Consider the following 25771-nt stretch of genomic DNA (forward strand, 5'->3'; position numbering starts at 1 on the left):
GGTGACAAGCCCGAGTCAAGCACCTAACTTCAGCGAGTATGGAGCGCGCCTTCGCCTGGCGGCCCGTCACCGCGATCGCTCTCGGCACGGCCGCGATCCTGGTGGCTTTAAGCGGGGCCTACGACTATCACCGCGACGAGCTGTACTTCCGCATGCTCGCCGAGCATCCGGCTTGGGGCTACGTCGACCAACCTCCGCTAACCCCGATGCTGGCGCGTGCCGCCATCGGGGTGTTCGGCGACACGCTGACCGCCATCCGCGTCCCCGCCGCCGTGTGCGCGGCGGTGCTGCTGGTGCTGGTGGCACTCATCGTCCGTGAGCTCGGCGGTGGCCGGTTCGCGCAGATACTGGCCAGCCTGGGGGTGGCGACCGCGGGATTCGTCCTGATCGTCGGCCACTCGCTGCTGACGCTCAGCGTCGACCTGCCGCTGTGGGCGGCGGCCATCCTGTTCATCCTCAAGGTGCTGCTGCGCGGCGAGCCCCGCTGGTGGCTGGCCGCCGGCGCGGTGATCGGGGTGGCCACCTACAACAAGCATCTGATCGCGCTGCTGGTCATCGGCCTGGCCGCCGGCCTGCTCGCGGTGGGGCCGCGCCGGGTGCTGCTCAGCCCGTGGTTGTGGGCGGGTGCGCTGATCGCGGTGCTGCTGGCCGTACCGAATCTTCTCTATCAGGTCACGAACGGCTGGCCGCAGCTGAAGATGGCGGCGGCGCTGAGCGCCGACAAGGGCGCGGAGATGCGCGCGTTGTTCCTTCCGATGCAGGTGCTGCTGCTCGGCCCGGCGGCGGCGGTGGTGTCGGCGTTCGGGTTCGTGCGGTTGTGGCGCGACCGTCGGGTGCGGGCGCTGGCGGTGGCCTATCCGGTGACCGGGCTGCTGACGGTGATTTCCGGCGGCCGGCCCGACTACATCACCGGGCTGATGGTGCTGCTGTTCGCGGCGGGCTGCGTGGGCCTGGAGGCCGCGCGCCCGCGCTGGCGGGTGGTGGGCACGGCGGGGCTGGCGCTGGTGGCGGCGGGCAACCTGTTCATCGCGCTGCCGATCCTGCCCGCCAAAGAGGTGGCGCAGACGGTGATCCCGGAGGCCAACCAGGTGGTCCGCGAGTCGCTGGGCTGGCCGAGCTTCGCCACGCAGCTACGGTCGGTGTTCGACAAGCTGTCGCCGGAGGAGCGCTCGCGGGTGATCCTTCTGATGGGCAACTACGGCAACGCGGGCGCGGCCGACCGCGCGGGCCTGCCGCGTGTCTACAGTGCGCACAACCAGTTGTTCGAGTACGGCCCGCCCCCCGAGACCGGCACCGTGGTCATCGCGGTCGACGTGATCAGGTGGGCCATGAACAAGCAGTTCACCACGTGCGACGAGGCCGGCGAGATCGACAACGGCCTCGGCCTGGACAACGAGATCCAGGGCATGGTGATCTTCGTCTGCCGGGGCCTGAAGATCCCGTGGCGCGACGGCTGGCGCAACTTCCAGCATTACAGCTAGAAAACCCGAATTACCACTTTGACTCTTGCCAACTTGACTGTGTCGAATCACGCTCTGCACATGGTTGTCAAGATCGCCTGGCGAGCGGCTCTCACGGGGGCCGCAGCCGCCCTGTGCCTCCTGCTCCCCCAGTCCGTGGCCCTGGCCGCACCCCAACCCGACAAGATCGACAAGTCCGTGATGGACGACCTGAAGGCCGATGACAAGGCGACCTTCTGGGTCAAGATGAAGGGCGAGGCCAACTTATCCGCGGCCCGCCGGGCCACCTCCAAGGACGCGAAGGCCGCCGAGGTCTTCAAGACCAAGAAGGGGCACGCCGCGTCCTCCCAGGCGGAGCTGCGCAAACTGCTGACCGCGCAGAACGCCGACTTCGCCCCCTACTGGATCGTCAACGCCGTGCGCGTCACCGGCGCGGGCGCCAAGCTCGCCACCGCGATCGCGGACCTGGCGGAGGTCGAGAGCATCCTCCCGGTACGCACGTTCGCGGTGCCGAAGCCGGAGCAGGGCAGGGCGGAGGCCAGGGTCAAGGCCGCCGTCGAGTGGAACATCGACCGGGTCGGCGCGCCCCGCGTGTGGAGCGAGCTCGGCAGCAAGGGCGAGGGCATCGTCGTCGGCCACATCGACACCGGCGCCGACTTCACCCACCCGGAGATCGCCGCGCAGTACCGGGGCCGGGGCCCCGACGGCTCCTACGACCACAACTACAACTGGTTCGACCCGGCGGGCGTGTGCCCGAGCGCGGCCCCGTGCGACAACAACGACCACGGCACCCACGTGACGGGCACCATGGTCGGCGCCAACGGCATCGGCGTGGCGCCGGCCGCGCGCTGGATCGCCGCCAAGGGCTGCGAGACCGACACCTGCACCGACGAGTCGCTCATCAAGTCCGGCCAGTGGATGGCCGCCCCGACCGACCTCAACGGCGAGAACGAGCGGACCGACCTGGCGCCCGACATCGTCAACAACTCCTGGGGCGGAGCGGGCTTCGACCCCTGGTACAAGACGATCGTGCAGTCGTGGATCGCCGCCGGCATCTTCCCCGCCTTCGCCAACGGCAACGCCGGCCCGGCCTGCACCACCAGCAGTTCCCCCGGCCAGTACGTGATCAGCTACAGCGTCGGCGGCCTCGACATCAACAACGTCCTGTACGCCCGCTCCAGCAAGGGCGCCGGCGAGAACGGCGAGATCAAGCCGAACATCGCCGCCCCCGCGGTGAACGTGCGCTCCTCGGTGCCCGGCGGCGGCTACGCGGCCTTCACCGGCACCTCGATGGCCACGCCGCACGTGGCCGCGACGGTGGCGCTGCTGTGGTCGGCGGCGCCGAGCTTGCAGGGCAACGTGGACGCCACGCGGCCGCTGCTGGACAGCACGGCGATCGACGTCAACGACACCAGCTGCGGCGGCACGCCGACCGACAACAACGTCTGGGGCGAGGGCCGGCTCGACTCCTTCGCCGCCGTCCAGTCGGCGCCCCGCGACGGGCTCGGCGACCTCAGGGGCACCGTCACCGCCGGTGGCGCTCCGGTCGCCCATGCCGAGGTCAGCCTGACCGGGCCGCTGAGCCGTACGGTCTTCACCGGCGCGGACGGCACCTACGCGGTGCCGCGCCTGCTGCCCGGCGACTACCAGGTGAGCGCGTCCAGGTTCGGCTACACCTCCGGCACCGCGAGCGCCACCGTGGCGGCCGGGCAGACGGCCACCACGGACGTCACGATGACGCGAAAGGACAGCGGCACGGTTTCCGGCCTCGTCTCGATCGCGGGCGCGCCCGAGTCCGGCGCGACGCTCTCCGTCGCCGGTACGCCGGTCCAGGCGGTCACCGGCGCCGACGGCCGTTACCGGTTCACGATCCCTCACGGCACCTACGACGTGACCGTTACACCGCGCTCGCGCTGCGCGACGGCCTCGACGACCGTCCAGGTGACGGTGGCGGGGGACGTGGTCAAGGACGTCGACCTGCCGCTGCGGGGCGACGGGTTCGGCTACACCTGTGAGAGCAAGGCGCTGCCGTACGTGGAAGGGACCGAGAAGCTGGCGCTGACCGGCGACGACGAGGCGCAGCAGGTGACGCTGCCGTTCACCTTCCCGTTCTACGGCGCCGCGCAGACGAAGGCGTGGATCACCACGAACGGCTACGCCTCCTTCGCCAACGAGAAGGTCACCACCGGCTCGAACGGCACGCTGCCGACCACGGGCACGCCGAACAACGCGGTCTACGCCTACTTCGACGACCTCGTGGCCGACGCCGAGTCGGGCATCTACACCGCCACGCAGGGCGCCGCGCCCAACCGCGTCTACGTGGTGGAGTGGCGCAACGTGAAGTTCTACTCCGACGCCACGATGCGGATCTCGGTGTCGATGCTCCTGGGCGAGAACGGCACGGTTTCCTACCGCTACAAGGACGTCGAGGGCGCCCGCGAGCAGGGCAACAGTGCCACGATCGGCGTGGAGAACGGACCCGGCACCGACGCGCTGCTGTACTCGTTCAACACCGCCGCGGTCTCCACCGGCCAAAGCGTGACGGTCGCGGCCACCCGCCACGGGCTGGTCACGGGCACGGTCACCGACGCCAACGACGGCAAGGCGATCGCCGGCGCGACGGTGAAGGTGGGCCAGGCGGCGACCTTCACCACGGGCGCCGACGGCACGTTCTACGGCCAGGTGCCGGCCGGCGACCACAAGGTGGAGGTCTCCAGGGAGCACTACGGCACGTTCTCCCAGGACGTCACGGTCGCTCCGCTGGCGTTCACCCGGGTGGACACGGCGCTGATCACCGGCGCGGTCAGCGCCTCGGTCGGCGAGCTGGCCGTGGTCATGCCCACGGGCGTCACCCGCAGCCGCTCGTTCGAGCTGACCAACCTCGGCGCGCCCGCCGACTACACCGTCACCAGCGACGCCGCCTGGCTCACCGCCGCGCCGACCGCCGGCCGCCTCGCCAAGGGCGAGAAGGCCGCGGTGAAGGTCACGGTCAGCAGCCAGGGCGTGCAGCCGGGCACGGTTCAGGCGGGCAAGCTCACGGTGAAGTCCAACAGCGGCCGCCAGCCGATCCTGGAGATCACGGTGAACGTCGTGGTGCCCAAGCACCAGGTGGCGCTCGACACCGGCGCCTCCAGGCAGGTCGTCGACGCCCAGGGCGACGTGTGGACCGCCGACCGCAAGTACACCCAGGGCGGCCATGGCTGGGTGGCCAACCAGAACCGCACGGCCGACACCCGCAGGACCATCGCGGGCACCACGGAGCAGACGTTGTTCCGCACCGCCCGCGAGAACCTGCTGGAGTACCGCTTCGACAACGTGCCGAACGGCACCTACACCGTCGAACTGGGCTTCGCCGAGATCACCTCGAAGCGTCCGGGTTCCCGGGTCTTCGACGTGATCGTCGAGGGCCAGCTCGCCGTACCCGCGCTCGACCTGGCCCTGGAGGTGGGCACCTACACGGCGGCGAACCGCTCGTACACCGTGAAGGTCACCGACGGCCAGCTGAACGTGCGCTTCGCCCGGCGTGACGGCCAGCCGATCGTCAACGCCGTCCGCGTCTCCGAGCGCCCCGACAAGAACTAGCCGGGCCGTACCGGCGTCAGCCCCGGCCGCTTGGGGCTGACGCCGTCGCCGGAGGAGCGGCCGTGCAGGCGGCGGTTGATCCACGGTGCGAGGAACTGCCTGGCCCAGCGCAGGTCCTCCCGCCGGGCGTCCGTCCAGACGGGCGGGCGCCGCGGCGGGTACGGCTCGCGCCAGTCCTGCTCGACCGGCACCCCGAGCACTTCGGCGGCGGCCAGCGCCACGCGGCGGTGGCCGTCGCCGTTGAGGTGGAGCCGGTCGGAGTCCCAGGCGCGCGGGTCGCGCAGCACGGCCATGGGCCACAGGTCGACCAGGTGGGCGTCGTAGCGCCGGGCGATGTCGTGGATGTGCAGGTTGTAGACCTCGATCTTGCTGTGCGCCAGCCGCATGACGGGCACGTGCCGCAGGTCGAAGCCGGTGAAGAGCATCACCTTGGCTCCGGCCTCGGTGAGCGTGCGCACCCCTTGTTCCAGCCGCCTGGCGACGATCGCGGGCCCGCTGCCGGGCCGCAGGATGTCGTTGCCGCCCGCGCAGAGCGAGACCAGGTCGGCGTCCATGGCGACCGCCTGCGGCACCTGCTCGCGCACGATCTCGTCGATGATCCGGCCGCGTACCGCGAGGTTGGCGTAGCGCAGGCCGGGCCGGTCGGCCTCGATGTGCTCGGCGAGCCGGTCGGCCCAGCCGCGGAAGCCCGTGGCGGCCGGGTCTTCGAGTCCCTCTGTGAAGCTGTCCCCTAGGGCGACGTATGACAAAATTCGTCCCATGACGGGATAGTTTGCCGCGAATGTCATGCCCTACGCGACCGTAGGTCAATCCGGCGGGCGCCCCCGGACGAAGAAGGAGGAAAAGTCCCGACAAGAAGGAGCACACCTCATGCGCACGACACTGGCCCTCGCCGCCATCGTGGCCTGCGCGGGCGCCGGCCTGGCCGCGCCCGCGCTCGCCGACGCCTCCCCCCGGCGCGACGGTGCCCTGCGGGTCGCCGGGCTGACGGCCGACGGCAGGCTGGTCGCCTTCCGCGCCGACCGTCCCGGCTCCGTCACCGACATCGGCAAGGTCAACGGGCTGAAGGGCGACGCGAAGGTGGTCGGCATCGACTACCGCGTGCAGGACGGCAAGCTGTACGCCGTCGGCGACCAGGGCGGCGTCTACACGCTGTCCGGCGCGGCCAAGGCGACCAAGGTCTCCCAGCTCAGCGTCGCACTGGACGGCAAGAACTTCGGCGTCGACTTCAACCCCGCCGCCAACCGGCTGCGCGTGATCAGCGACACCGGCCAGAACCTGCGGCACAACATCGACGACCCGATGGGCGCCCCGGCCGCCGGCACCACCGCGACCGACGGCAAGCTCACCAACCCGCCCGTCCCGCCCGCCACGACCGGCGTCACCGCGCTCGGCGTGAGCGGCGCCGCGTACACCAACAACGACCTGGACGCGACGACGGCCACGACGCTGTTCGACGTGGACACGACCGCCGACCAGATCGCGGTGCAGTCGCCGGCCAACGCCGGCAACCTCGCCCCGACCGGCAAGCTCGGCGTGGACGCGGGCTCAGCGGCCGGCTTCGACATCTACACCACGCTGCGCAAGGGCGCTGCCTCGGCCAACACCGCCTTCGCGGCGCTGACCGTGAGCGGGTCCTCCCGTTTCTACACCGTCGACCCCCTGACCGGTGCGGCCGTCCAGGTGGGAACGTTCCCGTCGCGCCGCCAGGTCGTGGACATCGCCCTGCCGCTCGACCAGCGCTGACGCCCCGAGCCCGCCTCCCGCCGTGACACGCCCCGACCACGGGCGCGAATTCCCCTTGTCCGCCCGCCCGCGCGTCTGTTACCCGTTGAGGTATGCGGGGGAAATATCCAATACGTGTCACCAGAGACCTGCCCGTCCCCATGCCCGACGGCGTCCGGCTGCTGACCGACCACTACGCGCCCGTGGGGGCGCCGCGCGCGCCGGTCGTGCTCATCCGCTCGCCGTACGGCCGAAGGGGCGCCTTCGGATGGATGTTCGGCCGCGGCTTCGCCCGGCAGGGCTTCCAGGTCGTCATGCAGTCCTGCCGGGGCGGATTCGGCTCCGGCGGGCTGCTCGACCCGCTCGGCGACGAGCACGACGACGGCCTGGCCACCGTGGCCTGGATGCGCGAGCAGCCCTGGTACGGCGGCAGCTTCGCCACCTTCGGCCCCTCCTACCTCGGCTACACCCAGTGGGCCATCGCCCCCTACGCCGGTCCCGACCTGCGGGCGATGGCCACGCAGATCACCGCCTCCCAGTTCCGCGACGCCGCCTACGTGGGCGGGGCGTTCGCGTTGGAGTCGGCGCTGAGCTGGACGACGCTGACCGACGCGATGTCACGCCGCTTCGGCGGCACCGCCGTGCTGACCGCGCCCCGGCTGACCCGCCGCGCGGTGCTGTCCGGACGGCCGATGGGCGAGCTCGACCTGGTCTCGGCCGGGCATCCGCTGGCCTTCTACCAGGATCTGCTCGCCCATCACGGCGATCCCGCCGCGCCGTACTGGGCCAAGCGCGACTTCTCCCCCGACGTGGCCGACGTCGGCGCCGCCGTCACGATGCTCGGCGGCTGGTACGACGTGTTCCTGCCCTGGCAGATCAAGGACTATCTGACGATGCGCAGGGCCGGGCGGCGGCCGTACCTGACCATCGGGCCCTGGTACCACGTGGACATGCGCCACGGCCGCCCCTCCGTCGCCGAGGCGCTGACCTGGTTCCGCGCCCACCTGCTGGGTGACTTCTCGCGGTTGCGGGCCGACCCGGTGCGGCTGTACGTGACCGGCGCCGGCGAGTGGCGCGACTATCCGGACTGGCCGGTTCCGGGGATGCGGATGCGCCGCTGGCACCTGCGGTCCGGGTTCGGGCTGGATCCGGCCGCGCCCGGCGAGGACGGCGCCGGCCGCTTCCGCTACCACCCTGCCCATCCCACGCCCGTCATCGGCGGCCCGGTGCTGCTGGCCGACTCCCGCCCGCGCGACCAGCGCCGCCTGGAGGCCCGCCGCGACGTGCTCGTCTACACCTCCGCGCCGCTGCGCGCCGACACCGAGATGATCGGTCCCGTGGGGGCCGAGCTGTCGGTGCGCTCCAGCGCCCCCTGCACCGACGTGGTGGTGCGGGTCTGCGACGTGCACCCGTCGGGCGCGTCCATGAACATCTGCGAGGGGGTACGGCGCACGCTCGGCGGCCCGGAGGACATCCGGCGAGTCGAGGTGGACCTGTGGCCGATCGGGCACCGCTTCAAGCGCGGCCACCGTATCCGCGTCCACGTGGCGGCCGGGGCGTACCCGACGATCGCCCGCAATCCGGGCACCGGCGATCCGATCGCGGACGGCGGGCCCATGCTGCCGGCCGACGTGGAGGTCCTCCACTCCCCCAGCCATCCCTCTGCCGTCCTCCTGCCCGAAGTGACCGCCCCTTAGAGTCGGATCGTGCGCGCGTCCCGTTTGATGTCGGTGATCCTGCTGCTGCAAGGGCGGGGCGGGATGACGGCGGCCGAACTGGCCGAGGAACTGGAGGTCTCCGAGCGGACCGTCCACCGCGACGTGCTGGCGCTGAGCGAGGCGGGCGTCCCGGTCTACGCCGACCGGGGGCGGCGCGGCGGCTACCGGCTGCTGGAGGGCTACCGCACCCGGCTGACCGGGCTCGACCGGGCCGAGGCGGAGGCGCTGTTCCTGTCGGGCGTGCCGGGGGCGCTGCGCGAGATGGGGCTGCAGGACGTGGCGGCCACCGCCCGGCTGAAGGCGGCGGCCGCGCTGTCACCCGGGCTGCGGGACGCGCCCTCGACGGCGGCGCAGCGCTTCCATCTGGACGCGCCGGGCTGGTTCGCCGGTGAGGAGCCGCCGCCGGCCGCGCTGGCGCCGCTGGCCAGGGCGGTGTGGAGCGATCGGGTGGTCGGGCTGGCGTACAAGGGCAGGCAGCGCACGGTGCGTCCGTACGGGCTGGTGCTCAAGGCGGGCGTCTGGTACCTGGTGGCGCACACGGGGGACTTCCTGACCTTCCGGGTGGACCGGGTGGAGGCGGTCGTGGCCCGGGAGGAGGGCTTCACCCGGGATCCGGAGTTCGACCTGGCGGCGTACTGGCGGCGGCAGTCGGCCCGCTTCGCCCGCTCCCTGCTGCGCGCCACCGTCACGCTGCGGCTCAGCCCGTCCGGGGTGCGCATGCTCCGGCACATCGCCGACCCGGCCGCGCTGGAGGACGCGCTCGCCTCGCTGGGCGAGGACGGTACGGTCGAGCTGGCCGTGGAGTCGATGACGGTCGCGTACTCGCAGGTGTTGCGGTTCGGGCCGGAGGCGGAGGTGCTGGCGCCGCCGGAGCTGCGCGCGATGGTGCGCGAGGCCGTCCTGCGGACGGCCCGCCTGTACACCCCTGATGTCTAGCGGTATTCGGACGCGTCGGCCTTCTTGCCGCCGTCCTCCACCTCTTCGATGTAACGCCACACGTCCGGCCGGCTGCCGTCGAGGTCGGTGAAGCCGTAGACCTGGGCCAGGCCGCCGCTGTCGAGTGACTGACCGGTCCAGCGCATCTTGTCCGGGTCCTGGGCCAGGGCCGCGACGGCCCGCCCGACGAAGGCCGGCGTCTCCGACACCGCCCAGGTGGCGTTCTTCGGGATGTAGTCGCGCCAGGTCTCCTCGGTCACCTCGAAGTTCTCCAGCATCGCCTCCGAGCGCAGGAATCCGGGCGTGAGCGCCACGGCGGCGCAGCCGTGCTCGCGCAGGTCGTGCGAGAGCGCGTACGCCAGCCGGACGACCGCGGTCTTGGCCTGGTCGTAGAAGAGCGAGAGCCGGTAGTGGTCGTCGTTGTACTTCTTGGTCCCGTCGGTCACCTCGACGACCAGGCCGCCGGGCTTCCTGGACAGCAGCGGCAGCGCGTAGTGGCTGGTGATGATGTGGGTGTCGATCGCCAGCCGCAGCAGGCGCAGCCCGTTGTCCAGGTTGTGCTCCCAGACCGGGACGTTCCACTCGGTGAGCCGGTCGCCGCCCCACACGTCGTTGACCAGGACGTCGAGCTGTCCGTGGTCGCGTTCGATCCGCTCCACCAGTGCTTTGACCTGCTCCTGGTCGAGGTGGTCGACCCGGACCGGGATGCCGGTGCCGCCGGCGGCGGTGACGAGCGCGGCGGTCTCCTCGATGGTCTCCGGCCGGTTCATCTCCGAGCGCTGCGATCCGCTGGAGCGGCCGGTGCAGTAGACGGTGTAACCGGCGGCGCCGAGCTGTACGGCGATGCCCCGGCCCGTGCCTCGTGTGGCCCCTGCCACCAGTGCGATGTTCATGAAGACCACTCTCGGCCGAAAAGAGGACACCTCATGTCATGTTTTCTCAAGGATTCTCGCGTGATAAGTAAGGAGTTACCATGAACGAAGAGTTCGAACTGCGCGGGGTCAACCATCTGGCACTGGTCTGCTCGGACATGAAGCAGACCGTCGACTTCTACTCCGGCGTCCTGGGCATGCCGCTGATCAAGACGATCCAGCTGCCGATGGGCTGGGGCCAGCACTTCTTCTTCGACGCCGGCGGCGGCAACGCGCTGGCCTTCTTCTGGTTCCCCGACGCGCCGGAGGCGGTGCCCGGGGTCTCGGCGCCCAAGGGGCTGCCCGACCGGGGCGAGCTGCTGTCGGCGGTCGGCTCCATGAACCACATCGCCTTCGACGTGCCGCCGGACAAGATCGAGGAGTACCGCGACCGGCTGATCGCCAAGGGTGTGGACGTGGGCGTGCTGCTCAACCACGACGACAGCGAGTTCGGCGTCGCCCCCGCCCCGCACGAGGGCGTGTTCGTGCGTTCGATCTACTTCAAGGACCCCGACGGCGTCCTCATCGAGTTCGCCTGCTGGCTGCGGGAGCTGGGCCGCGAGGAGGACGTGCGGCACGAGCCGAAGACCGCCGCCGACCGGACCGCCTGATGCCGCGCCTGCGCCGGGTCCCGCGCGAGGAGGTCGCCGACCCGCTCACCGCGTTCTTCTACGACCGCCTGCTGACCGGCGACGGCACCGCCACGGGCTCGCCCGGCGACTGGTGGGAGGTCTTCGCGCTCGACCCGGCGATCCTGCGCCACTGCGTGAAGGGCTTCCAGCTCTACCGGGAGTCCGCGCTCGACCCGGTGCTGCGCGAGCTGGGCCAGACCCGCGCCGGATGGGCCCGGCAGTCACGGTTCGTCTACTCGCAGCACTGCAAGCAGATGCGCGCGATCGGCGTGCCGGAGGAGAAGATCCAGGCGGTCGCCTCCTGGCAGGTGAGCACCGTCTTCGGCGAGCTGGAGCGGGCCGTGCTCGCCTACACCGACGCGCTCGTGCTGGACGGCGGCCGGGTGCACGACGAGGTCTTCGCCGTGCTCAGGAAGCACCTGCCGGACGAGCAGATCCTCGAGCTCACCTACATCACCTGCATGTACGAGATGCACGCCACGATGGCCAGAGCGCTGCGGGTGGAGTTCGACGACCGCGACGACCCGATCACCGAGGTGCCCGCGCCCGAGGGGTACGGCACCCGGGACATCGCCGACGAGCTCGCCTGACCGTCCGTCCGACCGTTCGTCGCGAAGAGCCGACCGTTCGCCGATCCGCGCCCGGCTTCCCGGCCGAACCTCACTAATGTCACGTCGGATGACGCGCCCCCGCCATCCCCCAATGGTCTAGAAATAGGCCAAAACGTGATATTTCAGTCATTGGGCGGTCTGGGTTGTGACGCTAGTGTCCCCTCACTCGCGAACCACTGTCATACCGGAGGGGTCATGGCCGAGCCGCCACCTCGCACCGACAAAAGCCCGTGGAACTGGCTGCTGATCGTGCCGATCGTGCTGCCGTTGTGCACGTTCCTGTTCAACGCCGACGAACCCCGGCTGATGGGCTTCCCGCTGTTCTACTGGCTGCAGCTCGCCTTCATCCTCGTCGGCGTCGCCTGCACCGTGGTCGTCTACAGGATGACCAAGTGAGCGGGCACACGACCGAACTGGTCGTCTTCATCGCGCTGTTCGCCCTGGTCAGCGGCATGGGCTTCGTGGCCGCCCGCTGGCGTAAGCCGAAGGACATCGAGAGCCTCGACGAGTGGGGCCTCGGCGGGCGCAACTTCGGGACCTGGATCACCTGGTTCCTGGTCGGCGGCGACCTCTACACCGCCTACACCTTCGTGGCGGTGCCCGCCCTGGTGTTCGGCGCGGGCGCGCTGGGCTTCTACGCGGTGCCGTACACCATCGTGATCTATCCGCTGGTCTTCCTCGTGCTGACCCGGCTGTGGTCGGTCTCGCACGTGCACGGCTTCGTCACCCCGGCCGACTTCGTGCGCTCGCGCTTCGGCTCACCGACGCTGGCGCTGGTCGTGGCCGTCACCGGGCTGGTCGCGACCATGCCCTACATCGCGCTGCAGCTCGTCGGCATCGAGGCCGTGCTGCAGTCGATGGGCGTCACCGGCCACTGGCCGATCATCGTGGCCTTCGCCATCCTGGCGGCCTACACCTACCAGTCGGGCCTGCGCGCCCCCGCGCTGATCGCCTTCGTCAAGGACTCGCTGATCTACATCGTGATCCTGGCCGCGGTCATCTACATCCCGATCAAGCTGGGCGGCTGGGGCAACATCTTCGACGCGGCCGCGGCCAAGTTCGGCAAGTCCCCCGCCCCGGGTGACGGCCTGCTGCTGAACGCGGGCAACCAGCTGCAGTACATCACGCTGGCCTTCGGCTCGGCGCTGGCGCTGTTCCTCTACCCGCACAGCCTCACCGGCGTGCTGGCCGCCAAGAACCGCACCGTCATCAAGCGCAACATGTCCGCGCTGCCCGCCTACAGCTTCCTGCTCGGCCTCATCGCCCTGCTCGGCTACATGGCGATCGCCGCCGGCACCAAGCCCGTCATCGGCGAGAACGGCAAGCCGATCGGCAACACGGTCGTCCCGGTGCTGTTCGACAACATGTTCCCCGACTGGTTCGCCGGCGTCGCCTACGCCGCGATCGCCATCGGCGCGCTCGTGCCCGCCGCGATCATGTCCATCGCCGCGGCGAACCTGTTCACCCGCAACATCTACCGCGAGTACTTCAACAAGAACGCCACCGACAAGCAGGAGGCCACGGTCTCCAAGCTCGTCTCGCTCGTGGTCAAGGTCGGCGCGGTGCTGTGCATCCTGCTGCTGGACCCGCAGTTCTCCATCGACCTGCAGCTCATCGGCGGTGTGATCATCCTGCAGACGCTGCCTTCGGTGGCCCTGGGCCTGTACACCCGGTGGTTCCACAAGGGCGGCCTCATCGCCGGCTGGGCCCTGGGCCTGGCGGCCGGCATGTGGATGCTCTACACCATCCCGAACCCCGCCTCCGGCAAGCTGCACTTCGGCGGCTCGGCGTTCTCGCTGGGCGAGCTCGGCTTCGACACGAAGACGACCGTCTACGCCGGCGTCATCGCCCTGGCCGTCAACCTCCTGGTGGCCGCCGTCGTCACCGTGGCCCTGCGGGCCGCGAAGGTGGCCGACGGCGAGGACGGCACGCGGCGCGACGAGTACTTCGCCGACGAGGGCGACCCCCGGGTCAAGGACCTGGACGTGTCCGCACCGCACTAGCGGCCGGCGCGGAGGGGCAACGTTGATGCAACCTCCGCGGGAACACCGTGGACAAATGGGCACGCCCCGTCCGTCGCCCCCGTGCAGACGGTACGTGCCCCGGTTCGGGCGGGCGGTGATCTGCGCCTCGCCACCCGCCCGGACCGCGGGACGGCGTCACGGGGCCGCGTAACCGGGGTTGGCGACGTCGAGCTTGGCGCGCACGGCCGCGGTCAGGGCGGCGAGCAGCTCCGGGTCGCCGGCGCGGCCCTCCCTGATCCGGGCGGCCAGTTCCGCGTCACTGCCCACGCCGAGCCCGGCCAGCCGTTCCGCGTGCTCGGCGGCCTGGGCCGGGCCCAGCTCGATCTCCCGCTCCACCATGCCGAGCACGTTGATCGCCACCCGCGTGTGGAAGCGCACCCGTCCCTCGACCGCCGGCAACACGTCGGCCTCCAGGAACTGCCTGACCGCCGCGACCAGCTGGGCCGCGTCGGGCACGTCGTGCGGCGCCGCCATGGCGCCTCCTCTCCGCTCCGCCGAAGACGTTGGAAAGTGACCGCTTATCCGTTGACCGGGCAACGGATAGACGGTGTGATCCTTTCATGAGCTTCGCCGTACCCGACAGCGTCCGGCCGGTTCGCGACGCCGTCCACGCGTTCATGACCGAGCGGGTCGAGCCCGCCGAGCCCGCCCTGTGCGACGGCGACGCCGCCACCCTGCGCGAGCTGCAGGAGGAGGCCAAGAAGGAGGGCCTGTGGGCGCTCGGCCATCCGCGTGAGCTGGGCGGCGGCGGCCTGCCGTTCCTCGACTACGTCTACGTCAACGAGGTGCAGGGGCGCAGCGAGTTCGGCCAGCTCGCGCTCGGGACGTTCACGCTGCAGGACTCCCTGATGCTGCACGAGCACGCCTCGAGCGGCCAGCGTGAGCGCTACCTGGAGCCGCTCGTGCGTGGCGACATCTGGCCGAGCTTCGCGATGACCGAGCCGGAGATCTCCAGCAGCGACCCCACCCAGATCCAGACCGAAGCGGTGCTCGACGGCGGCGAATGGGTCATCAACGGCCACAAGTGGTTCACCACCGGCGCCTCCCGCGCCGCCTACACCACCGTGATGTGCCGCACCGAGCCGGAGGCCCCGCCCCACCTGGCCTTCTCCATGATCCTGGTGCCGACCGGCACGCCCGGCTACACGATCGTCCGCGAGACGCCCGTGCTCGGTCTCGGCGGCGCCCACTGCGAGGTGCGCTACGAGGACGTCCGCGTCCCGGCCGCCAACCTGCTCGGCGAGCGCGGGCACGGCTTCGTCATCGCCCAGAAGCGCCTCGGGCCAGGCCGGATCTTCCACTGCATGCGCTGGCTCGGGCAGGCGCAGCGGGCCTTCGACCTGATGTGCCGCCGCCTGCACGGGCGCACGGCGTTCGGGGAGCCGCTGGCCAGGAAGCAGCTCATGCGCCAGCACGTCTTCGACTCCTACACCGAGATCCAGTCCGCGCGGCTGCTCACCCTGCACGCGGCGCAGGCGGTGGACGCCGGTTCGGACGCGCGCGTCGAGATCGGGGCGATCAAGGTGGTGGGGGCGCGCATGCTGCACAACGTGATCGACCGGGCCATCCAGGTGTACGGCGCGGCGGGCCTGACCCCCGACACGCCCCTGGACCGGATGTACCGGCACGCCCGCGCCGGACGCATCTACGACGGCCCCGACGAGGTGCACATCGACTCGGTCGGCAGGCGGGTCCTGGGCGCGTACACGAGCGGCGGTTCGTGGGAGTTCGGCCTGCGATGAGCGCGCACACCGGCGACCGGGTGGCGGACATCGTGCGGGACGCGCTGGGCGCGGGGGCGGCGGTGCTGTCGAGCGCGCGGCTGCCCGGCGGCGCCTCACGCGAGACCTGGTCGCTCGACGTGGACACGCCCGGCGGCGAGCGGGCCCTCATCCTGCGCCTGGACTCCCCCGGCACACCCCTGAACCCCGGCACCTCCCCGAACACCGGCGCGTCCCCGGAGACCGGCGGCGGCTTGGCGGCCGAGGCGGTTCTGATGCGCGCCGCCGCCGAGGCGGGCGTGCCGGTCCCGGAGATCGTCGCCTCCGGGGACTCCTACATCCTCATGGCGCGGGTGGACGGGGAGACGATCCCGCGCAAGATCCTGCGCGACGACGCCTACCGGCACGCCCGGCCGCTACTGGCCGCGCAGTGCGGGCGGGCGCTGGCGGCGGTGCACCGGATGCCGCTCGGCGCCCTGCCCGGGGAGCAGGACGCGGATCCGCTGACCCAGTGGCGCGAGGTGCTGGATCTGACCGGGCAGCCGCATCCGGTGTTCGAGCTGGCCCTGCGCAGGCTGGCGGCGACCCGGCCGGACGGCGCGCGGCGGACGGTCGTGCACGGCGACTTCCGCAACGGGAACCTGATCGTGGGGCCCGAGGGCGTGCGGGCGGTGCTCGACTGGGAACTGGCCCACGCCGGCGACCCGGTCGAGGACCTCGGCTGGCTGTGCGTGAAGGCGTGGCGGTTCGGGCAGAAGGCGCCGGTGGGCGGCTTCGGCACCTACGACGAGCTGGTCCACGCCTACGAGGAGGCCTCGGGGTACGCGGTGGACCGGGAGGCGCTGCGGTGGTGGGAGGCGTTCGGGGTGCTGAAGTGGGGCGTCATCTGCGTCATGCAGACGATGCGGCACCTGGCCGGCGGCGCGCGTTCGGTGGAGCTGGCGGCGATCGGGCGGCGGGTGTGCGAGACCGAGTGGGACCTGCTGGAACTGCTCGGCACCCCCTGAAATCCGGCCGCCGGCCATGAAGTGGATCCGGTCGCACATGCGCGCCACCTCGCGCAGGTTGTGGGGGTGATCAGCATGGCGCTGCCGTTCGTGCGGGCCAGGTCGCCGAGCAGCCCTCTGACGCGGTCGCCCGCGTCGGGGTCGAGGTTGGCGGTCGGCTCGTCGAGCACGAGCCGGGCTCGACGTCGTCTGTCTCGGGCTGACGCTGGGGTTGTTCGCCTGGGCGCTCAGGTACGCGCGCGCCCACGGGAAGCTGCCGCGGTTCGGGGGCTGACCGGGCGCGGGACGAGCGCGGCCACGATCACCTCGGCCAGGCCGTCGACGACCTCGCCGGGGTCGACGCCGGGGTGGTCGAGCCACCAGTCGGCGGTCGTCTGGACCATGCCGATGAAGGCGTGGCCGAGCACCTGGGCGCGTACCGGATCGGGGGTGACGCCCTCGGCCACCAGCACCTGCGCGAGCTCCTCGCCGAGACCTCTGACCAGCGTGGTCATGTGGCTGCGGATCTTGCTGTCCTCGGCGCTGGCCCGGTGGAACAGGAAGCGGTAGAGGTTGTGGTTGGCGCCGATCAGGTCGAGGTAGACGGCGATCGCGGCGCGGGCGCGCGAGCGCAGGTCGCCGCCGCCCTCGGTGAACTGCGGGCGCAGCCGGTCGATGACGGTGCGCACGTGGCGGTCGGCCAGCGCCTGGTAGAGGCCGCTCTTGTCGCCGAAGTGGCGGTAGAGGATGGGCTTGGTGATCCCGGCCTCCGCGGCGATCGCGGCCATCGACACCTCGTGCCCGTCACGCTCGATCACCCGGTCGGCGGCGTCGAGCAGCGCCCTGCGCCGGTCCGGGCTGCGTCCCCTCACCCGGCAAGGATAGATCGCTCCCGTCCGCGCAGCAGCGCCGAGGTCACCAGCAGCGCGCCGACGACCGTGTAGAGGCCGGTGACCCCGGCCAGGGTGCCCGGCGGCTCGCCCGGCAGCGCGCCCCAGCGGGGCAGCCCCGCCGCGACCAGCAGCGCGAGGTCGAGCCGCGTGGCGAACAGGGCGCCGAGCGCGACGAGCGGCAGCCCGCAGATGATCGCGGCCAGCGGGGACAGCCGCTGCCATCCGGTCAGCAGCCCGGCCAGCGCGGCCACGGCGCTCAGGTAGCCGAATCCGGCCGGGCTCGGGCCGAAGCCGGTGTAGCCGGCGCGCAGCGCCCGCGCGCCGGCCTCGGTCAGGTAGTAGACGGCGGGCAGCGCGAGCAGGCCCACCGCGGTGGCGGCCAGGTGACGTCCCACGTCTTCATCGTCCCGTGGAATCCAGGCAATGTCTCGATCTTGGGACAGACGGCCGGGAGTACAGGCTTTAGCGTGGATACATGGCTAACAGTGGCACTGGTCCTGGTTCGATCACACCTGACGGATCCCCTGTTGAGTTCTATCTCCTCATCGAGCCGAACGGCGAGCCCGAGATCGTCAGCGGCGCGCTCGCGCCCGGCGCGTCGATCCTCGAGATCGGCTCGGGAGTCGGGCGGCTCACCCATCCCCTGCTCGCGCTCGGTCACGACGTCGTGGCCGTGGACGAGTCGGCGGAGATGCTCGCGCACGTGCGCGGCGCGCGGACCGTGCGGGCGCGGGCGCAGGAACTGCGGCTGGAGCGCGAGTTCGACGCGGTACTGCTCGCCTCCTACCTGGTCAACACCGCCGACGACGGCGCGCGCCACGACCTGCTGTCGGCGTGCGCACGGCACGTACGGCCCGGCGGCGCCGTCCTCATCCAGTGGACCCCGGCCGAGCAGCACGACGCGTGGGAGGTCGGCCGGGGGCGCACCACGGGCAACCTCAGCATCACCCTCGCGGCGCTGGAGCCGGTGCGGCCCGGGGTGGTCGCCTCCACGATGCGGTACACGCAGGACGAGCGGGTGTGGACCCAGTCGTTCTGGTCGCGGCGCCTGACCGACGACGACCTCCGGGCCGAACTGGAGCGGGCCGGGCTGCGGCTGGATCGGTTCCTGACCGACGACCACAGCTGGGTGCTGGCCGTACGCGACTGATCAGTAGCGCAGGCCGTGCCCGAAGGGGTGGAGCGGGTCTGCGGTGCCGCCCGGGACGTCGGACGGGCTCGCCTCGACGGCCGCCATCGACCGCGGCAGCTCGTACGGCAGCCGCCCCTTCGGCTCGGCCCGCCCGAACAGCACCTCCAGCAGCGCCCGGTCGCTCGCCCCGTAGTCGGCGACCACGGCGGCGGCGCCCTCGGCGATCTCGGGGAAGACCGCGGGCCGCTCCAGGTAGACGTCCACGACGGTGGGCACCGTGCGCTGCAGGCGGGTGATCCGGTCGATCTCGGCGGCGGGGAAGGCGAGGCTGCCGGAGTGGAAGAAGGCCTCGAAGGCGCCCGGCCGCGGCTCGTACGGCGCGGCCAGCCGTACCACGGCCACGTCGGCCTCCTCCGGCGTGGCGACGACCTTGCCGTAACCGGCGGCCAGGTCGGCGTCGACACCCTCCACGTACAGGCGCACGCCCTCGGCCAGCGGCAGCGGGCCGTTCTTCAGCAGGGTGAGCGAGGCCGTCTGCGCCTCGAACCCGGCCCGCGCGAAGTCGGCCCGCCCGACGACCTCCTCGGCCACGTCAGGGTCGGCGAAGGGCGCGTCGAACAGCCCGAGCGTGAACTTCTCCCGCAGCACCCGCCGCACCGACACGTCCAGCCGTTCCATACTGATCCGCCCGGCCTCGACCAGCTCGGTGATCAGGTCGGGGCAGGCCTCGCCGCCGAACTGGTCGACGCCGGCCTCGATCGCCTTCAGCACGCGCTCGGCGGGGGTGAGGTGCTCCACGCCCCAGGCGCGGGCGGGCATCTCCTGGCCCATGATGAAGGCGTCGGTGATCAGGCCCCAGTCGGTGCAGACGATGCCGTCGAAGGCGTAGCGCTCGCGCAGCAGGCCGGTGATGACGCCCTTGTTGAAGCCGAAGCCGACCTCCTCGTGCTCAGTGCCGACAGGCATGCCGTAGTAGGGCATGATCTGCGAGGTTCCGGCGGCGAAGGCGGCCTCGAAGGGCTTCAGGTGGTGCTCGAACCGGCCGCCGGGGTAGACCTGCTCGCGGCCGTGGGCGAAGTGGGGGTCCTCGCCGTCCTTCTGCGGCCCGCCGCCGGGGAAGTGCTTGGTCATGCAGGCGACGCTGCCGGGGCCGAGGCGCTCGCCCTGGAAGCCGAGGATGTAGGCGCGCACGAGGCGGGAGGTGAGCTCGGCGTCCTGGCCGAAGGTGCCGTTGGCGCGTGACCAGCGGGGCTCGGTGACCAGGTCGATCTGGGGGTGGAGGGCGACGCGGATGCCGACGGCCAGGTACTCCTGCCGCGCCATGTCGGCGAATTTCCGGACCAGCTCCGCGGAGCCGATCGCCGCCAGCCCCGGCGGCTCCGGCCACTGCGAGAACGCCCCGGCCATCATCGACGCGCCCGGGTTGCCGGAGAAGGAGTGGCGCGGGTCGGTGGAGAGCGTCACCGGGATGCCCAGCCGGGTGGCGGCGGCCCGCTCCTGCAGGGCGTTGTGCCACTCGGCCATCTCGCGCGGCGAGCCGCCGCCGAGCACGTTGAAGTGGTTCATGTGCCTGCCGTCGATCATGCTCTCGGCGGTCTCGGCCCCCGGCGGCGGCGCGAACCAGGCGATGGTGTGGAACAGCAGCCCCGCCTTCTCCGGCAGGGTCATCCTGGCCACGAGGTCGTCGACCCGCGCCGCGGTGGGGAGTGAGGGGTCCTTGTAGGTCATGGCGTGATTATACGTATCATCAACTTCTCTACCAGAGGTTCGCGCCATGCGCCACGCCGCCGCGTGCCGAAATTACTGGGAAATACTGGAACTCCTGCTACCCTCGCGCCATGAGTGACCGGCTGGACCAGCTGGAGAGGCGCATCGACGAGCTCCGCGCCGGGGTGCGCCGCGCCATGCGCGCCCGTGACGCGGTCACCGCCCGGGCCCTGCGCGCCGACCTGCGCGCCGCGGAACGCACCTGGGACTCCCTGGTCAGCTCCCCCGTCCAGACCCCGGGCGGCAAGCGGGCCGGCACCACGACCGTGCGCGAACGGGTGCACCAGGCGCTCGACGCGCTCGGCGCCCCCGCCCAGCCCCGGCTGATCGTGGCCGTGAGCGAGGCGTTCTTCTCCGGCGGGCTGCGTTCCGCGCAGCTCACCAGCATCCGCCGCGACGAGGAACGTTCCTTCCGCTCCAGCCCGTACGGCCGGCCGTACTATCTGTGCGCCGCCCTGACCGACCGCCTCTCCCCCGCCCGCGGCCTGCTCACGCTGAGCACCTGGCCGCTGGAGCGGCGGGTGGTGGGCCCGCTGAGCCCGAGAGTCGACTTCCTGACCTGCGCGGCGGCGGTGGCCCTGCACATCCAGCGCAGCGCGGGCCCGTCACCGGAGTCGCTGCGCCTGGTGGCCAGGATGGGGCGCAACATCCCCGGCGGCGAACTGGTCGAGCTGGGCAAGGACGTCGATCCCGGCCGCGTGGCCGAGATGGCGCTGGCGGAGCTGGCCGTACACCTGGATCGGGACACGCGCGACCGGGCCGGGCTGGCGGCCCGCGCGCGCGAGCAACTGGACGACCCCGCGCGGCTGTTCGGCGCCGCGCTCCTGAGCGCCGCCAACGTCGGCGCCCTCGGCAAGGAAGGGATCACGGCGTGAGACGGATCGACGCGCTGCGGGGGACGACACCGCCGAAACCGCACGACGCCCGGGCCATCGCGGCGCTGGCCGCGAATCCGGGTTGCGCGCGCCGGGCGCTCATGGACGGCGCGGGGGTGGACAAGGACGCGGCCGCGCGGCATCTGGGCTTTCCCGCGCCGTTCGGGCAGTCGCCGTTCGCGATCACCCGCGGCAACCAGTTCGAGGCGCTGGTCAAGTCCGACGGCTGCGCCGAACTGCTGCGCATGCTGCGCGAACTGCTGGAGTTGCCGATCGCCGAGGTCGCCTACCACGACGTGGAGAACGTGGGCGCGCACCTGCGCCACGCCCACACCCGCGCGCTATTCGACCGGGCGGCCAGGGGCGAGCACGACGCGGGCACGCTCTACGACCACCCGCTGCTGAGCCTGGACATCGCCGGCCACACCGCCTACCTGGAGCCGGACGTGGTCGCCTTCCAGCTGGAGGGCCGCTTCCACGTCGTGGAGATCAAGTCGTTCGCGATCGTGGACGGCCAGGCCGACCCGGCCGCGGTGGCGGCGGCCGCGCGGCAGGCGGCCGTGTACGTGCTGGCGCTGCGCACGATGCTGGAGGAGCTCGGCCACGACCCGCTGGCCGTCTCCCACGACGTGGTCCTGGTCTGCCCGGAGAACTTCGCCAACCGCCCGGTCGCGAAGCTGGTGGACGTGCGCAGGCAGCTCGCGGTGCTGCGCAGGCAGCTGACCAGGATGACCACGCTCGACCGGCTGCTGGAGGAGCTGCCGGAGGAGCTCACCTTCGACCTGGAGCCGGGCGAGGACGGCCTGCCTTTGCGCCGCGCCGCAGACCTGGCCGACGCGCTGCGCGGGGTCGCCGCCCGCTACGCGCCCGACTGCCTGTCCACCTGCGACCTGTGCTTCTTCTGCCGGGACGAGGCCCGCGAGGAGGGCGCCTCCGACCTGCTGGGCCGCAACGTCCGCGACGAGCTGGGCGGCGTGGCCAGCGTCGAGGAGGCGCTCGGCCTGGCCGACGGCACCCGGGCCCCGCGCGAGGGGCAGGAGGAGATCGCCCGCCTGCTGCGCGGCGCCGAGCGGCTGCGCCAGGACTGCCTCGCATGAGTCTCCTGACGAGCCTGGCCAAGCTGCGCGCCCTGCAGGAGGGCCGGGCGCAGCCGATCGCGACCGTACGGCACTGCCATCTGTCCGAGCGGCCGATGGTGTTCATCCCGCTGAAGCTGTCCGGCGAGGCCGCCGCGCCCCTGGCCGCCATGTTCGGCACCGACCGGCAGGCGCCCCAGCTGCTCGTGGTGGCCCAGCCGCGCAACCGCGACCTGCGCTTCGCCTTCACCGCGGAGCTGGCCGGGCTGCTGCTGCCGTACCTGGAGAGCTTCCTGGCCGACACCGAGACGGTCGAGCGCAAGAACGCCGACCCCTACGAGCGCGCGCTCGACGCGCCGCAGGTGCTGCTGCCCAACCGCGTGGGCGTGGCGTTCACCGCGCTGCTGGGCCGTTCGACCCGCTTTCGCCGCACCGACGGCCCGTACCCGGTGCCGGAGGGCGTGCCGCTGCTGGGCCGCTGGCTGACCTATCTGGCCGAGCGCGCCGCCTACCCGGGCTCGTCGCTGACGCTGGCCGTGACCGAGGAGCTGGGCCGCCACTGGGCCAGCGGGCAGAGCGCGCTGGAGGACGCCAACCTGGCCGCCCTGATGGCGTGGGTCGAGGGGCGCCCCTCCGACGAGGCAGAGGACCCGCTGGTCTGGCCGCCCGCCGGGCCCGCCACCGACCCCGGCTTCGACTCCGAGGTGCTCGCGCCCGCGATCGAGAACGGCTCGGCCGAGCGCATCACCGAGGCGCTGCGCACCCAGCTGGAGCCCACGTGGCGGCTGATGTGGCAGGCGCTCGACCTGCTGCGGGCGCTGCCCGAGGGCGCGAGCGTGGCGCAGCGGTGGGAGCTGGACCGCGGCTCCTACAGCGGCTTCGCCACCCAGCTCGCCGAGGGCGGCCCGCCGCAGGCCCGCCGCGACGGCGCGGTCGCCGCCGCCTCCCGCCTGTCGCGCATGGAGCGCGCCCAGGCCTCCTACGACGTGCAGCGCGCCTACGACGACCCGCTGATCATGGCCGACCATCGGCTGTCGGGCGAGGCGTTCGCCGGCGAGGTGGTGCAGACCGAGCCGGACCACTGCGAGGGCGAGGGCCGCTCGCGCAAGCTGCGCCCGCTCGTGGTGGTCAAGACCGACGATCCGGTACGGCTGCCGCCCGGCAGCGCCCTCGGCACCCCGCAGCGCAAGGGCCAGGGCGCCGAGCTGGTCGAGGCGGCCGGCGGCCTGGTCACCCTGAAGATCACCAAGGGGATGGGCCGGGGCAAGGCGCCCGCCCCCGGCTCGGTCCCCGAGGTCGGCGAGCGGGTCTGCTACACCACGCTGACCGACGACTTCCAGGGCGCCGCGACGCTGCCCGAGCCCGAGGCGACCCCGTGGACGCACGGCGGCCCGCCGCTGGAGTACGTGCCGAACGACGACGACGCCAGGGAGGCGTGGGAGTGAGCCCCGAGGAGGTCATCAGGAACGTCCTGGCCGACCTGCCCAAGCACCGCGGCGTGGTGGTCGACTCCCCGCCCGGCGCGGGCAAGTCGACGCTCGTCGTGCGGGCCGCGGCGCACATCGCGGCGACCGGCGAGCCGCTGATGATCGTGGCGCAGACCAACGAGCAGGTCGACGACCTGGTCACCCGCATCAGCGACAAGCACCCGGATCTGACCGTGGGGCGGCTGTCGGCCGGCGGGTACGTGGCGCCGCGCCGGCTGCTGGAACTTCCCGGCGTCACCGTCGGCACCCGCATCCAGGACCTGGGCGACCCGGACATCGTCCTGGCCACCTCCGACAAGTGGGCGTGGATCTCCGGGCGTACCTGGCCGTGGGCGATCGTGGACGAGGCGTACCAGATGCGCTCGGACAAGCTGCTGCGCATCGCCGGGCTGTTCGAGCGGGCGTTGTTCGTGGGCGATCCCGGCCAGCTCGACCCGTTCTCGATCGTGGAGGCCGACCGCTGGTCGGGATTGTCGTGGGATCCGCTGCAGAGCGCGGTGTCGGTCCTGCTGCGCCACAACGGAGACCTGCCGGTGCACCGGCTGCCGGTCTCGTGGCGGCTGCCGGCCTCGGCGGCGCCGGTGGTCTCGCGGGCCTTCTATCCGTTCACCGGCTTCACCTCGGGCACGGGCCCCGGTGAGCGCCGGCTGGAGCTGAGCACCGGCGGGCTCGGGACCGTGCACGACCGGGCGCTTGAGGAGGCGGCGCGCTCGGGGTGGTCGCTGCTGGAGCTGCCGGACCGGCACACGGTCCGTACCGACGGCGAGGCGGTGCGGGCGGTGGCGCTGCTGGCGGCGCGGCTGCTGCAGCGGGGCGCGGTGGCGAGCTCGGAGCAGGGCGAGCGGCCGGTGACGGCCGAGCGCATCGCGGTCGGCGCGGCCCACCGCGACCAGGTGGCGGCGATCAGGAACGCGGGGCTGCCGCCGGAGATCACCGTGGACACCGCCAACCGGCTGCAGGGCCGCGAGTACGACGTGACGATCGTGCTGCACCCGCTGTCGGGGCGGCGCGACGCGACCGCCTTCCACCTGGAGTCGGGACGGCTGTGCGTACTGGCCTCACGGCATCGGCACGCGTGCGTGGTGGTGGCGCGGGCGGGCATCGCCGAACTCCTGGACGCCCACCCGTCGGCCGAGCCGGTGCAGCTGGGCGTGCCGGTGAAGTTCCCCGACGGGTGGGAGGCCAACCAGTCGGTGCTGGAGCATCTGGCCGCGCACCGGGTCAGGGCCTGACGGCGTTCTCAGATCCGGCGGCGCCACACGTCGATGACCATGACCGGGCTCATGCCGGCCGAGGTGTAGAGACCGAGCGCCGGAGTGGTGTTGTTGGAGTCGACGTGCAGGATGGTGCCCTTCCTGCCCCGGGCGGCGTCGGCGGCGAACGCCTGGAGCAGCAGGTGGCGGCCCAGGCCGCGGCCCCGGTAGGCGGGCAGGGTGGCGAGCGTGCCGACGTAGCCGCAGTCCTCGTCGGGGACGAAGGCGTTGTTGGCGTGGAGCATGGCGGCGGGCTCGCCGTCCATCCTGGCCACGATGAGCTGTGACCAGTCGTTGACGCTCTGGGCCTCGCGCCGCTGGTACCAGGCGTCGTAGCCGACCTTGATGAAGCCGAAGTGGTCGGCGAAGCCTTCCTGGTGGACGAGGTGGGCCTGGCGGCGTACCTCCTCGTCCTCGCCGGTGTGCAGGGTGAGGCCGGGCAGCGGTTCCGGGGCCGCGGGCGGGGCGGTGAAGTCGACGCGCATGCGGTGGAAGCTGGTGGCGGGCTGGAAGCCCTTGGCGCCGGCCTCGGCCCGCTTGGCCTCGTCGGCGCGGTAGACGCCGATGTCGACGGTGGCGCCGCCGTGGCCGAGCTCGGCGGCGATCTCCTTGGCCCTGCCGAGCACCAGCGCCCACAGGCCCGCGGACAGGCCTTCGGTGCCGGGCCGTACCAGGACCTCCACGTCGACGTTGTCGCTGTCGCCCTTGCGGCAGGCCCAGGCCCAGCCGACCGGGCGCCCATCGGAGTCCTCCGCCAGCCAGCCGTCGGTGTCGCGGTCGAACTCGGGCTCGACCAGCTCGTCGGCGATGTCGTCGAGCGTGGTGTCGACGCGGCCGAGCACCGCCAGGTCGCAGGCGGAGACGAGGTCGTGGATGGCGGCGGCGTCCTCGATCTGCGGGCGCCGGATCCGATGGGTGTTCATGCAGGATATTGTCCCGATCTATCGGGTTTTCCGCCTCCGATTTTTCCCTCGTCGTAGGC

The 25771-nt window shown here is 72.0% G+C and carries 23 protein-coding genes; 16 read left to right on the top strand and 7 right to left on the bottom strand.

Features of this window, described 5'->3' with window-relative positions; genetic code table 11:
- Positions 1 to 38 precede the first annotated feature (38 nt).
- Together ACFWYW_RS44050 and ACFWYW_RS44055 are read left to right on the top strand one after the other, a co-directional pair.
- Positions 39 to 1481 (top strand): glycosyltransferase family 39 protein, encoded by a 1443-nt coding sequence (locus ACFWYW_RS44050; protein WP_379623182.1) that lies wholly within the window; start codon positions 39 to 41, stop codon positions 1479 to 1481.
- Between the two features lie 60 nt (positions 1482 to 1541).
- A complete protein-coding gene (locus ACFWYW_RS44055; RefSeq protein WP_379623184.1) occupies positions 1542 to 5042 on the top strand; it encodes a S8 family serine peptidase in 3501 nt (1166 codons plus the stop codon).
- On the opposite strand, the gene ACFWYW_RS44060 is transcribed toward ACFWYW_RS44055, so the two are convergent.
- Positions 5039 to 5803, bottom strand: a complete 765-nt coding sequence (locus tag ACFWYW_RS44060; protein ID WP_379623186.1) for an SGNH/GDSL hydrolase family protein — start codon at positions 5801 to 5803, stop codon at positions 5039 to 5041. The two genes, ACFWYW_RS44055 and ACFWYW_RS44060, sit on opposite strands and share 4 nt — an antisense overlap.
- A gap of 109 nt (positions 5804 to 5912) precedes the next feature.
- Between ACFWYW_RS44060 and ACFWYW_RS44065 the strand changes: the two genes are divergently transcribed.
- The 3 genes from ACFWYW_RS44065 to ACFWYW_RS44075 all read left to right on the top strand — a co-directional run bounded on the left by ACFWYW_RS44065 (position 5913) and on the right by ACFWYW_RS44075 (position 9421).
- Positions 5913 to 6788 carry a DUF4394 domain-containing protein gene (locus ACFWYW_RS44065; RefSeq protein WP_379641272.1) on the top strand — a complete coding sequence of 292 codons (876 nt, stop codon included), beginning with the start codon at positions 5913 to 5915 and terminating at the stop codon, positions 6786 to 6788.
- A 140-nt stretch (positions 6789 to 6928) separates the two neighbouring features.
- Positions 6929 to 8464 carry a CocE/NonD family hydrolase gene (locus ACFWYW_RS44070; protein ID WP_379623294.1) on the top strand — a complete coding sequence of 512 codons (1536 nt, stop codon included), beginning with the start codon at positions 6929 to 6931 and terminating at the stop codon, positions 8462 to 8464.
- Positions 8465 to 8473: 9 nt separating this feature from the next.
- Positions 8474 to 9421 carry a helix-turn-helix transcriptional regulator gene (locus tag ACFWYW_RS44075; RefSeq protein ID WP_379623292.1) on the top strand — a complete coding sequence of 316 codons (948 nt, stop codon included), beginning with the start codon at positions 8474 to 8476 and terminating at the stop codon, positions 9419 to 9421.
- Here the strand turns inward: ACFWYW_RS44075 and ACFWYW_RS44080 are convergent.
- Positions 9418 to 10314: an SDR family oxidoreductase gene (locus ACFWYW_RS44080; protein WP_379623290.1), complete on the bottom strand. Its 897-nt coding sequence runs from the start codon at positions 10312 to 10314 to the stop codon at positions 9418 to 9420. The genes ACFWYW_RS44075 and ACFWYW_RS44080 overlap by 4 nt on opposite strands.
- An 80-nt stretch (positions 10315 to 10394) precedes the next feature.
- On the opposite strand from ACFWYW_RS44080, the gene ACFWYW_RS44085 reads away from it, so the two are divergent.
- From ACFWYW_RS44085 to mctP, 4 genes are all read left to right on the top strand, one after another.
- Positions 10395 to 10943, top strand: a complete 549-nt coding sequence (locus ACFWYW_RS44085; RefSeq protein WP_379623288.1) for a VOC family protein — start codon at positions 10395 to 10397, stop codon at positions 10941 to 10943.
- Complete coding sequence (locus ACFWYW_RS44090) at positions 10943 to 11554, top strand: carboxymuconolactone decarboxylase family protein (protein ID WP_379623286.1); 612 nt, start codon at positions 10943 to 10945, stop codon at positions 11552 to 11554. Before ACFWYW_RS44085 ends, ACFWYW_RS44090 begins: the two co-directional genes overlap by 1 nt.
- Before the next feature lie 216 nt (positions 11555 to 11770).
- Entirely contained in the window at positions 11771 to 11971 is a 201-nt protein-coding gene (locus ACFWYW_RS44095) for a DUF3311 domain-containing protein (RefSeq protein ID WP_379623284.1), read from the top strand.
- Complete coding sequence (gene mctP / locus ACFWYW_RS44100) at positions 11968 to 13578, top strand: monocarboxylate uptake permease MctP (protein WP_379623282.1); 1611 nt, start codon at positions 11968 to 11970, stop codon at positions 13576 to 13578. The genes ACFWYW_RS44095 and mctP overlap by 4 nt, the downstream gene beginning before the upstream one ends.
- 156 nt (positions 13579 to 13734) lie before the next feature.
- Here mctP and ACFWYW_RS44105 read toward each other — a convergent pair whose 3' ends face one another.
- Positions 13735 to 14073, bottom strand: a complete 339-nt coding sequence (locus ACFWYW_RS44105; RefSeq protein WP_379623280.1) for a DUF6285 domain-containing protein — start codon at positions 14071 to 14073, stop codon at positions 13735 to 13737.
- 86 nt (positions 14074 to 14159) lie between these two features.
- On the opposite strand from ACFWYW_RS44105, the gene ACFWYW_RS44110 reads away from it, so the two are divergent.
- Together ACFWYW_RS44110 and ACFWYW_RS44115 are read left to right on the top strand one after the other, a co-directional pair.
- Positions 14160 to 15341 (top strand): acyl-CoA dehydrogenase family protein, encoded by a 1182-nt coding sequence (locus ACFWYW_RS44110; protein WP_379623278.1) that lies wholly within the window; start codon positions 14160 to 14162, stop codon positions 15339 to 15341.
- Positions 15338 to 16327 (top strand): phosphotransferase family protein, encoded by a 990-nt coding sequence (locus ACFWYW_RS44115; protein WP_379623276.1) that lies wholly within the window; start codon positions 15338 to 15340, stop codon positions 16325 to 16327. The genes ACFWYW_RS44110 and ACFWYW_RS44115 overlap by 4 nt, the downstream gene beginning before the upstream one ends.
- A gap of 227 nt (positions 16328 to 16554) precedes the next feature.
- Here the strand turns inward: ACFWYW_RS44115 and ACFWYW_RS44120 are convergent, their stop codons facing one another.
- Both ACFWYW_RS44120 and ACFWYW_RS44125 read right to left on the bottom strand, forming a co-directional pair.
- Complete coding sequence (locus tag ACFWYW_RS44120) at positions 16555 to 17178, bottom strand: TetR/AcrR family transcriptional regulator (RefSeq protein ID WP_379623274.1); 624 nt, start codon at positions 17176 to 17178, stop codon at positions 16555 to 16557.
- Positions 17175 to 17594 carry a hypothetical protein gene (locus ACFWYW_RS44125; protein ID WP_379623272.1) on the bottom strand — a complete coding sequence of 140 codons (420 nt, stop codon included), beginning with the start codon at positions 17592 to 17594 and terminating at the stop codon, positions 17175 to 17177. The genes ACFWYW_RS44120 and ACFWYW_RS44125 overlap by 4 nt, the downstream gene beginning before the upstream one ends.
- A gap of 80 nt (positions 17595 to 17674) precedes the next feature.
- Between ACFWYW_RS44125 and ACFWYW_RS44130 the strand changes: the two genes are divergently transcribed.
- Positions 17675 to 18349 carry a class I SAM-dependent methyltransferase gene (locus ACFWYW_RS44130; RefSeq protein WP_379623270.1) on the top strand — a complete coding sequence of 225 codons (675 nt, stop codon included), beginning with the start codon at positions 17675 to 17677 and terminating at the stop codon, positions 18347 to 18349.
- Here ACFWYW_RS44130 and ACFWYW_RS44135 read toward each other — a convergent pair whose 3' ends face one another.
- The gene (locus ACFWYW_RS44135; RefSeq protein ID WP_379623268.1) at positions 18350 to 20059 is read right to left on the bottom strand and encodes a glycoside hydrolase family 3 protein; all 1710 of its coding nucleotides are present in this window, start codon (positions 20057 to 20059) and stop codon (positions 18350 to 18352) included.
- Between the two features lie 110 nt (positions 20060 to 20169).
- Here ACFWYW_RS44135 and ACFWYW_RS44140 point away from each other — a divergent pair, with 110 nt between their 5' ends.
- The 4 genes from ACFWYW_RS44140 to ACFWYW_RS44155 are packed head-to-tail and all read left to right on the top strand — an operon-like array spanning position 20170 to position 24768.
- Positions 20170 to 20973: a hypothetical protein gene (locus tag ACFWYW_RS44140; protein ID WP_379623266.1), complete on the top strand. Its 804-nt coding sequence runs from the start codon at positions 20170 to 20172 to the stop codon at positions 20971 to 20973.
- Positions 20970 to 22070: a hypothetical protein gene (locus ACFWYW_RS44145; RefSeq protein ID WP_379623264.1), complete on the top strand. Its 1101-nt coding sequence runs from the start codon at positions 20970 to 20972 to the stop codon at positions 22068 to 22070. Before ACFWYW_RS44140 ends, ACFWYW_RS44145 begins: the two co-directional genes overlap by 4 nt.
- The gene (locus ACFWYW_RS44150; RefSeq protein ID WP_379623262.1) at positions 22067 to 23494 is read left to right on the top strand and encodes a hypothetical protein; all 1428 of its coding nucleotides are present in this window, start codon (positions 22067 to 22069) and stop codon (positions 23492 to 23494) included. Before ACFWYW_RS44145 ends, ACFWYW_RS44150 begins: the two co-directional genes overlap by 4 nt.
- Complete coding sequence (locus ACFWYW_RS44155) at positions 23491 to 24768, top strand: AAA family ATPase (protein ID WP_379623260.1); 1278 nt, start codon at positions 23491 to 23493, stop codon at positions 24766 to 24768. Before ACFWYW_RS44150 ends, ACFWYW_RS44155 begins: the two co-directional genes overlap by 4 nt.
- An 8-nt stretch (positions 24769 to 24776) precedes the next feature.
- Here the strand turns inward: ACFWYW_RS44155 and ACFWYW_RS44160 are convergent, their stop codons facing one another.
- The gene (locus tag ACFWYW_RS44160) at positions 24777 to 25712 is read right to left on the bottom strand and encodes a GNAT family N-acetyltransferase (RefSeq protein ID WP_379623258.1); all 936 of its coding nucleotides are present in this window, start codon (positions 25710 to 25712) and stop codon (positions 24777 to 24779) included.
- Positions 25713 to 25771: the final 59 nt, after the last annotated feature.

Source organism: Nonomuraea sp. NPDC059023, from assembly GCF_042740095.1.
Lineage (GTDB): Bacteria > Actinomycetota > Actinomycetes > Streptosporangiales > Streptosporangiaceae > Nonomuraea.

Bases quoted from the DNA above. Each gene is read 5' to 3' on its own strand.
- ACFWYW_RS44055 (WP_379623184.1), top strand. From the start codon at position 1,542: ATGGTTGTCAAGATCGCCTGGCGAGCGGCTCTCACGGGGGCCGCAGCC.
- ACFWYW_RS44140 (WP_379623266.1), top strand. From the start codon at position 20,170: ATGAGTGACCGGCTGGACCAGCTGGAGAGGCGCATCGACGAGCTCCGC.
- ACFWYW_RS44065 (WP_379641272.1), top strand. From the start codon at position 5,913: ATGCGCACGACACTGGCCCTCGCCGCCATCGTGGCCTGCGCGGGCGCC.
- ACFWYW_RS44080 (WP_379623290.1), bottom strand. From the start codon at position 10,314: ATGAACATCGCACTGGTGGCAGGGGCCACACGAGGCACGGGCCGGGGC.
- ACFWYW_RS44135 (WP_379623268.1), bottom strand. From the start codon at position 20,059: ATGACCTACAAGGACCCCTCACTCCCCACCGCGGCGCGGGTCGACGAC.
- ACFWYW_RS44085 (WP_379623288.1), top strand. From the start codon at position 10,395: ATGAACGAAGAGTTCGAACTGCGCGGGGTCAACCATCTGGCACTGGTC.
- ACFWYW_RS44110 (WP_379623278.1), top strand. From the start codon at position 14,160: ATGAGCTTCGCCGTACCCGACAGCGTCCGGCCGGTTCGCGACGCCGTC.
- ACFWYW_RS44060 (WP_379623186.1), bottom strand. From the start codon at position 5,803: ATGGGACGAATTTTGTCATACGTCGCCCTAGGGGACAGCTTCACAGAG.
- ACFWYW_RS44150 (WP_379623262.1), top strand. From the start codon at position 22,067: ATGAGTCTCCTGACGAGCCTGGCCAAGCTGCGCGCCCTGCAGGAGGGC.
- ACFWYW_RS44095 (WP_379623284.1), top strand. From the start codon at position 11,771: ATGGCCGAGCCGCCACCTCGCACCGACAAAAGCCCGTGGAACTGGCTG.
- ACFWYW_RS44105 (WP_379623280.1), bottom strand. From the start codon at position 14,073: ATGGCGGCGCCGCACGACGTGCCCGACGCGGCCCAGCTGGTCGCGGCG.
- ACFWYW_RS44160 (WP_379623258.1), bottom strand. From the start codon at position 25,712: ATGAACACCCATCGGATCCGGCGCCCGCAGATCGAGGACGCCGCCGCC.
- ACFWYW_RS44130 (WP_379623270.1), top strand. From the start codon at position 17,675: ATGGCTAACAGTGGCACTGGTCCTGGTTCGATCACACCTGACGGATCC.
- ACFWYW_RS44070 (WP_379623294.1), top strand. From the start codon at position 6,929: ATGCCCGACGGCGTCCGGCTGCTGACCGACCACTACGCGCCCGTGGGG.
- ACFWYW_RS44115 (WP_379623276.1), top strand. From the start codon at position 15,338: ATGAGCGCGCACACCGGCGACCGGGTGGCGGACATCGTGCGGGACGCG.
- ACFWYW_RS44050 (WP_379623182.1), top strand. From the start codon at position 39: ATGGAGCGCGCCTTCGCCTGGCGGCCCGTCACCGCGATCGCTCTCGGC.
- ACFWYW_RS44090 (WP_379623286.1), top strand. From the start codon at position 10,943: ATGCCGCGCCTGCGCCGGGTCCCGCGCGAGGAGGTCGCCGACCCGCTC.